The organism is Mesorhizobium sp. M7A.F.Ca.US.005.03.2.1, from assembly GCF_003997795.1.
GTDB lineage: Bacteria > Pseudomonadota > Alphaproteobacteria > Rhizobiales > Rhizobiaceae > Mesorhizobium > Mesorhizobium ciceri.
The window spans coordinates 1-6,543 of the sequence record NZ_RZRP01000318.1; the positions used below are offsets into that span (position 1 = coordinate 1).

6 protein-coding genes are annotated in these 6,543 nt (G+C 64.1%); 2 read left to right on the top strand and 4 right to left on the bottom strand.

Features of this window, described 5'->3' with window-relative positions:
* Nucleotides 1–582: DNA-3-methyladenine glycosylase I (locus EN991_RS18460; RefSeq protein ID WP_164769178.1), on the bottom strand; the 582-nt coding region annotated here is incomplete at its 3' end.
* 214 nt (nt 583–796) lie between these two features.
* On the opposite strand from EN991_RS18460, the gene EN991_RS18465 reads away from it, so the two are divergent.
* Nucleotides 797–1,534 carry a L,D-transpeptidase gene (locus tag EN991_RS18465; RefSeq protein ID WP_013530354.1) on the top strand — a complete coding sequence of 246 codons (738 nt, stop codon included), beginning with the start codon at nt 797–799 and terminating at the stop codon, nt 1,532–1,534.
* A gap of 260 nt (nt 1,535–1,794) precedes the next feature.
* Nucleotides 1,795–2,715: a bifunctional 5,10-methylenetetrahydrofolate dehydrogenase/5,10-methenyltetrahydrofolate cyclohydrolase gene (locus tag EN991_RS18470; RefSeq protein ID WP_027160988.1), complete on the top strand. Its 921-nt coding sequence runs from the start codon at nt 1,795–1,797 to the stop codon at nt 2,713–2,715.
* An 18-nt stretch (nt 2,716–2,733) separates the two neighbouring features.
* On the opposite strand, the gene glcF is transcribed toward EN991_RS18470, so the two are convergent.
* The 3 genes from glcF to EN991_RS18490 all read right to left on the bottom strand — a co-directional run.
* On the bottom strand, nt 2,734–4,059 hold the full coding sequence (glcF, locus tag EN991_RS18475) for a glycolate oxidase subunit GlcF (protein ID WP_127369271.1): 1,326 nt from the start codon (nt 4,057–4,059) through the stop codon (nt 2,734–2,736).
* A 10-nt stretch (nt 4,060–4,069) separates the two neighbouring features.
* Nucleotides 4,070–5,275 (bottom strand): FAD-binding protein, encoded by a 1,206-nt coding sequence (locus tag EN991_RS18480; protein WP_127369272.1) that lies wholly within the window; start codon nt 5,273–5,275, stop codon nt 4,070–4,072.
* 223 nt (nt 5,276–5,498) lie between these two features.
* The coding region (locus EN991_RS18490) for an FAD-linked oxidase C-terminal domain-containing protein (RefSeq protein WP_127369273.1) at nt 5,499–6,543 on the bottom strand (1,045 nt) is incomplete at its 5' end.

Consider the following 6,543-nt stretch of genomic DNA (forward strand, 5'->3'; position numbering starts at 1 on the left):
GCCCTCGAGGTGGTCGTTGACCAGGCCCATGGCCTGCATGAAAGCGTAGACCGTGGTCGGGCCGACAAAGCTCCAGCCGCGCTTCTTCAGCTCCTTCGAGATCCGCACCGAGACGGCCGTTGTCGGGTTCGCGCGCAGATGGGCGAGGTCGACGATTTGCGGCCGCTCGTCCTTGCCGGGTTCGAACTTCCAGAACCAGGCGGCCAGTGAGCCGAATTCGTCCACCATTTCGCGGGCGCGCCTGGCGTTGTTGATGGTCGAGACGATCTTGCCGCGATGGCGGATGATGCCGGCATTGCCGAGCAGGCGCTCGACATCCTTGTCGGTGAAGCTTGCTACCTTGTCGAATTCGAAATTGGCGAAGGCTTCGCGAAAATTCTCCCGCTTGCGCAGTATGGTCAGCCACGACAGGCCCGACTGAAAGCCTTCCAGGCAGATCTTTTCGAACAGCCTGCGGTCGTCGGCCACAGGCCGGCCCCATTCATGATCGTGGTAGTGCAGATAGTCGGGCAGATTGCCGTGCCAGAAGCAGCGCGCGACACCGTCGGGGCCAGCGAGCAGGCCGGTGTTTTCCTTGTCCATAGGCCAAAATCCGTTCGTTAACGCGCTTTTGCGCGGCATTTACTGCGGCTTTACCAGATTCCTGAACCCGGCGGTAACCACACCAAAAGGTTTACTGACAAAGCCGCATTTTACGCATTCCGATTCATGTTTCGGTTGCTGCTTGCGCGCCAATGATCGCCGAACCGGGAGGACGTTTCCACCCGTTTGTATCAGACGATCAAGGTGCGTTACGATGAAGACAGTGTTGTTTCCCGTGCTCGGCGCCGTGGCTGTGTTTGCCGCCGGCGTCACACCCTCAATCGCCGGCGACCGCTATGCCGACAGGCCGCCGGTGATGGTGAGCCCCGACCTTTCCGCACCCTGGGTGCTGCAGCTTGGCCATGCGCCCGGCATCGTGCGCCAGAACCGGCAGGTGGTGCAGCAGCAGCGACGCCTGCGCCCGGCGCAGCCCGACCGGGTGCAGACGGCGGCGGTGCAGCCGCCGGCCAAGCGCATGGTCGCGCGTCCTCAGATCAACCCGATCTACCTGCCGCAGGAAGTCGACTATGACGGAGGCCAGAAGCCGGGCACGATCGTCATCGACACCACGCAGAATTTCCTCTTCCTGGTCGAGAAGAACGGCAAGGCAAGGCGCTATGGCGTCGGCACCGGCAAGCCGGGCTTCGAATGGTCGGGTACGCACAAGATCACCAACAAGCGCGAGTGGCCGGACTGGCGCCCGCCGGCGCAGATGATCAAGCGCGAAGCCGCCAAGGGCCGCTATTTGCCGACCTATCTTGCCGGCGGCATGGAGAACCCGCTTGGTGCCCGTGCGCTCTACCTCGGCACCACCGAATACCGCATCCATGGCACCAACCAGCCGTGGACGATCGGCGGCGCGGTGTCATCGGGCTGCATCCGCATGCGCAACGAGGACGTCGTCGATCTCTATGAGCGGGTCAATGTCGGAACCACGGTCGAGGTGATATAATAGTCCTTGCGAATCACCTGGCCGGCAAAGCAGTCCGCTTTTCGAGGCCAGTTTAGGGATACGGGGGACGGGCCGTATGGGGATGCGGCCGGTCAGGAAGGGCAGCACGGGAAACCGCGCTGCCCTTTCCGTTTTGAGCAGAAATCGAGGGCAAAAGGTCACCCACGCGTCGCGCAACGGGCATAGCGGTTCGCTTTCATGCTGCCCTTTGCCGCATTCTTTTGCTATCTGGGTGGCAAGTTCCACAAAAGAGTTCACCCATGCCTCTGTCCGAAGACAGCCGTTATCTCAAGGGCGGCCCGGTCGCCCAGCGCATCATCGCCGCCGTTGCCGAGGACGCAGCGATCGCCAAAGCCGAGGGTTTTCCGCCCAAGCTGATCTCGATCACCGTCGGCGACACCGATGCGGTGGACGTCTATGTGCGCAACCAGCGCGCCAAGGCTGAGCTCGCCGGCATCGATTTCGAGGAACGGCGCTTTCCCGCCACCATCACAGCAGGCGAGTTGGAAGCTGCGATCCACGGCCTGAATGCCGATCCGCGCGTTACCGGCATCATCATCCAGCGGCCCGTGCCAGCGCATATCCCCATCAAGACGCTGCAAGCGGCGGTGCATCCGCTGAAGGATGTCGAAGGCATGCATCCGGCCTCAATCGGCAACATCGTCTACAACCAGCTCGATCTCGCGCCTTGCACGGCGGCCGCCTCGGTCGAGCTGCTGAAGGAAACCGGCCTCGACCTCAAGGGACTGGAAGTCGTCATCGTCGGCCATTCGGAAATCGTCGGCAAGCCGATCGCCTTCCTGTTGATGAGCGAGGGCGCGACGGTGACGGTCTGCCATCACATGACGCGATCGGTCGCCGCCCATGCGCGGCGTGCCGATGCGCTGTTCGTCGCCGTCGGCAAGCCGCGGCTGATCAAGGCCGACATGGTCAAGCCGGGCGCTGCCGTCATCGACATCGGCATCAATTCCGAAATCGCCCCCGACGGCTCCAGCCGCATCGTCGGCGACGTCGACACTGAAAGCGTGCGCGAGGTCGCCTCCTGGATCACCCCGGTGCCGGGCGGCGTCGGTCCGATCACGGTCGCCATCCTGCTGCGCAACACCATGGTCGCGCTCAGCCGCCAGCGCGCGCTCTACGAGGCGACTTACGGCACGGCGGACAGGCTCGCGGCGGAGTAAGCGCCCGCCAAGGTCGTCCTATTCCGCCGCGATCAGGGTCTCTTCCAGAACACCTTCCGGCCTCGGCCCGCCATAAGCCCAGTCGAGCAGCTTGATCGTGTGCACCACCGGCATCTTCGCGGCGGAAGCAATTTGCGTGATGCAGCCGATGTTGCCGGTGGCGACGATCGAGGCCCCCGTCGCCTCGATGTTTTTCACCTTGCGGTCGCGCAGTTTGGCCGAGATCTCGGGCTGCAGGATGTTGTAGGTGCCGGCAGAGCCGCAGCAGAGATGCCCTTCGCGCGGCTCGCGCACGATGAAGCCGGCCTTGGCCAGCAGTTCTTTCGGCTGGCGGGTGATCTTCTGGCCGTGCTGCATCGAGCAGGCCGAGTGATAGGCAACGACAGTGCCCGACTTGCGAACCGGTTCGGGCAGGTGGAGGGTCGAGAGATATTCGGTAACGTCCTTGGCCAGTGCCGAGACGCGCGCGGCCTTGTCGGCATAGGCCGGGTCGAGCCGCAGCATGAAACCGTAGTCCTTGATCGTCGTGCCGCAGCCCGAGGCGGTGATGACGATGGCATCGAGCCCGCCCTGGTCGAGGGCGCGTGTCCAGGCGTCGACATTTTGCCTCGCCGAGGCAAGCGCGGCCTGTTCGCGCCCCATATGATGGACCAGCGCACCGCAACAGCCTTCGCCCGGCGGCACCAAGACCTCGACGCCGAGCCGTGTCAGCAGCGAAATCGTCGCCTCGTTGATGGCGGGATCGAGCACCGATTGCGCGCAGCCGGTGAGGATGGTGACGCGGCCCCTTTTGGTCCCCTGCCCGGCATGGATGCCCGGCGAGCCCATCGGCGACGCTGCCGGGATCGACGCCGGCGCGAGCTTGAGCATCGCACTGAGCGGCTTCAGCGCCGGAACCTTGTCGAACAGGCCGATGAACGGTTTGCCCAGCTTCGCTAGCTTGAGCGCGGCGCGAAAGCGCTGGGGATAGGGCAGCACGAAGGCCAGCATGGCGCGGGTCAGGCGGTCGAGCAGTGGCCGCTTGTAGGTCTCCTGGATATGGGCGCGGGCATGGTCGACCAGATGCATGTAGTTGACGCCCGACGGGCAGGTGGTCATGCAGGCAAGGCACGACAGGCAGCGATCGATATGGGTGACGATCTGCTTGTCGGCCGGACGGCCGTTTTCCAGCATGTCCTTGATCAGATAGATGCGCCCGCGCGGTGAATCGAGCTCGTTGCCGAGTGTCACATAGGTCGGGCACGTCGCGGTGCAGAAGCCGCAATGCACGCATTTGCGCAGGATCTTTTCCGATTCCGCGACATGCGGATCGGCAAGCTGGGCAAGCGAAAAATTGGTCTGCATCGCTGATGTCCTAGGCCATGCGGCCGGGATTGAAGATATTCTTGGGGTCAAATTCCTGTTTCAGGCGGACCGATAGTGCAGCAAGAGCGGGCGGCTGCGGCTCGAACACCGGTAGAGCGGCGCGATGCGAGGGTGCGGCGCGCACCAGCGTCGCATGGCCGCCGCCATGTTTCCTCAACAGCCCGCGCAGCAGAGCGGCTTCCGGATCGCCCTGTTCCATGCGCAGCCAAACCAGTCCGCCCTGCCAGTCATAAAAGGCGCTGACGGCGGCCTGCATGCGCAGCGTCAGGACCATCTGGTGGCTTTGAGAAGGCGTCATCGAGATGCGCCAGACCGGCTTCTCGCTGCCGTCGGCGAAAGGCCTGCAATCGCGAACGTCGCGCCAGATCAGCCGTGAAACCTCGCCGCCAATCTCCTCCAGCGGGCCGGCATTGCCGAGCAGCGTTTTCAGCGCGGCGATGCGGTAGGCGACCGACGGGCCGAAACCCTCGACGCGCAGCAGCGTGGCGGCCTCGCTGCCGAGACTGCCGCTGGCGACGCGCGCGGCGATCCGCTCCGGCAGGTGGGCGGCACTCGACACTTCAGCACTCGAGCCAAGCGCCAGGGCCATGGCGGCGGCCGCGGCATCGTCGAGCAGGCTACGGATGGCGAGCGTGACTTCGGTCTCGGCTGCCGGCAGCACCTTGAAGGTGACGTCGGTGAAGACGGCCAGCGTGCCCCAGCTGTTGGCCATCAGCTTCGACATGTCATAGCCGGTGACGTTCTTGACCACGCGACCGCCCGACTTGAAGGCCTCGCCACGACCGGACACCACATTGATGCCCAGGACATGGTCGCGCGCGGCCCCCGCCTTGAGCCGGCGCGGACCGGAGAGGTTAGCGCCGAGCACACCGCCGAACGTGCCTTTGCCCGGTTCGCCACCAAGCAGCGGGCCGTAATCCATCGGCTCGAAAGCGAGCTGCTGGCCGTCTTCCGCCAGCAGTTTCTCGATCCCGGCCAACGGTGTGCCTGCCTTGGCCGACAGCACCAGTTCAGCCGGTTCATAGAGCGTGACGTCAGATAATTTCGACAGGTCGAGCGTGTGTTCGGTTTGCAGCGGCCGGCCGATGCCACGCTTGGAGCCATGGCCAAGGATTTCCAGCGGCGAGCCTTCCGCTACAGCCCAGGCGACGGTGGACAGGACTTCGGATGGGGTGGTCGGGGTGAAGGTGGTCATGAAGAGACCGCGCCAGATGCGAGTTCGGATATGCCGAGTTCCCTGGCGCCCCCCTCTGTCCTGCCGGACATCTCCCCCTCAAGGGGGGAGATCAGATGTCGCATATGGCTTCGCCAATCTTCAATGATGACGGAAGGGCAAGGCGTCGAAACTGCCAATCTTCCCCCTTGAGGGGGAGATGTCCGGCAGGACAGAGGGGGGTGTTCACGCGCCGTCATCACCCTCAAAACCTCGGAATGTCCGGAAACGCCACCTGCCCGCGGTGCACATGCATCCGCCCAAGCTCGGCGCATCGCCGCAGCTGCGGAAATACTTTTCCCGGGTTGAGCAGATGGTTGGGATCGAAGGCGCATTTGACGCGCATCTGCTGGTCGAGATCGATCTGGGTGAACATCTCCGGCATTAGATCGCGTTTTTCCACGCCCACACCGTGTTCGCCGGTCAAGACGCCGCCGACCTTGACGCAGAGCCGCAATATATCGGCGCCGAAGCTTTCGGCCTTGTCGAGTTCGCCCGGTACGTTGGCATCGTAGAGGATCAGCGGATGCAGATTGCCGTCACCGGCATGAAAGACATTGGCGACGCCGAGACCGTATTTTTCCGACAGCTCGCGCATGCCGGCGAGCACGCGCGGCAGCTCCTTGCGCGGGATGGTGCCGTCCATGCAGTAGTAGTCGGGCGAGATGCGGCCGACGGCCGGAAACGCCGCCTTGCGGCCGGCCCAGAAGCTCAGCCGTTCCTGTTCGGACTGCGAAATGCGGCAGGTGGTCGAGCCGTTCTTGTAGGCGATCGCCTCGACAAGGCCGATCAGATGATCGACCTCGACGCCCGGCCCGTCGAGCTCGACGATCAGCAGCGCCTCGACATCAAGGGGATAGCCGGCATGAACGAAATCTTCCGCCGCATGGATCGCCGGCCGGTCCATCATCTCCATGCCGCCCGGGATGATGCCGGCGCCGATGATGTCGGCAACGCACTGGCCGCCCTGCTCGCTGGTCGGGAAGCCGATCAGCAGTGCACGTGCCGTCTCCGGCTTCTTCAGGATGCGCACGGTGACCTCGGTGACGACGCCGAGCAGCCCTTCGGACCCGGTCATGACGCCGAGCAGGTCGTAGCCTTCCGCATCGAGGTGACTGCCGCCCAGCCGCACCACCTCGCCATTCATCAGCACCATCTCGATGCCGAGCACATTGTTGGCTGTGAGGCCGTATTTCAGGCAGTGCACGCCGCCGGAATTCTCCGCGACATTGCCGCCGATCGAGCAGGCG

Bases quoted from the DNA above. Each gene is read 5' to 3' on its own strand.
- EN991_RS18465 (WP_013530354.1), top strand. From the start codon at position 797: ATGAAGACAGTGTTGTTTCCCGTGCTCGGCGCCGTGGCTGTGTTTGCC.
- EN991_RS18470 (WP_027160988.1), top strand. From the start codon at position 1,795: ATGCCTCTGTCCGAAGACAGCCGTTATCTCAAGGGCGGCCCGGTCGCC.
- glcF (WP_127369271.1), bottom strand. From the start codon at position 4,059: ATGCAGACCAATTTTTCGCTTGCCCAGCTTGCCGATCCGCATGTCGCG.
- EN991_RS18480 (WP_127369272.1), bottom strand. From the start codon at position 5,275: ATGACCACCTTCACCCCGACCACCCCATCCGAAGTCCTGTCCACCGTC.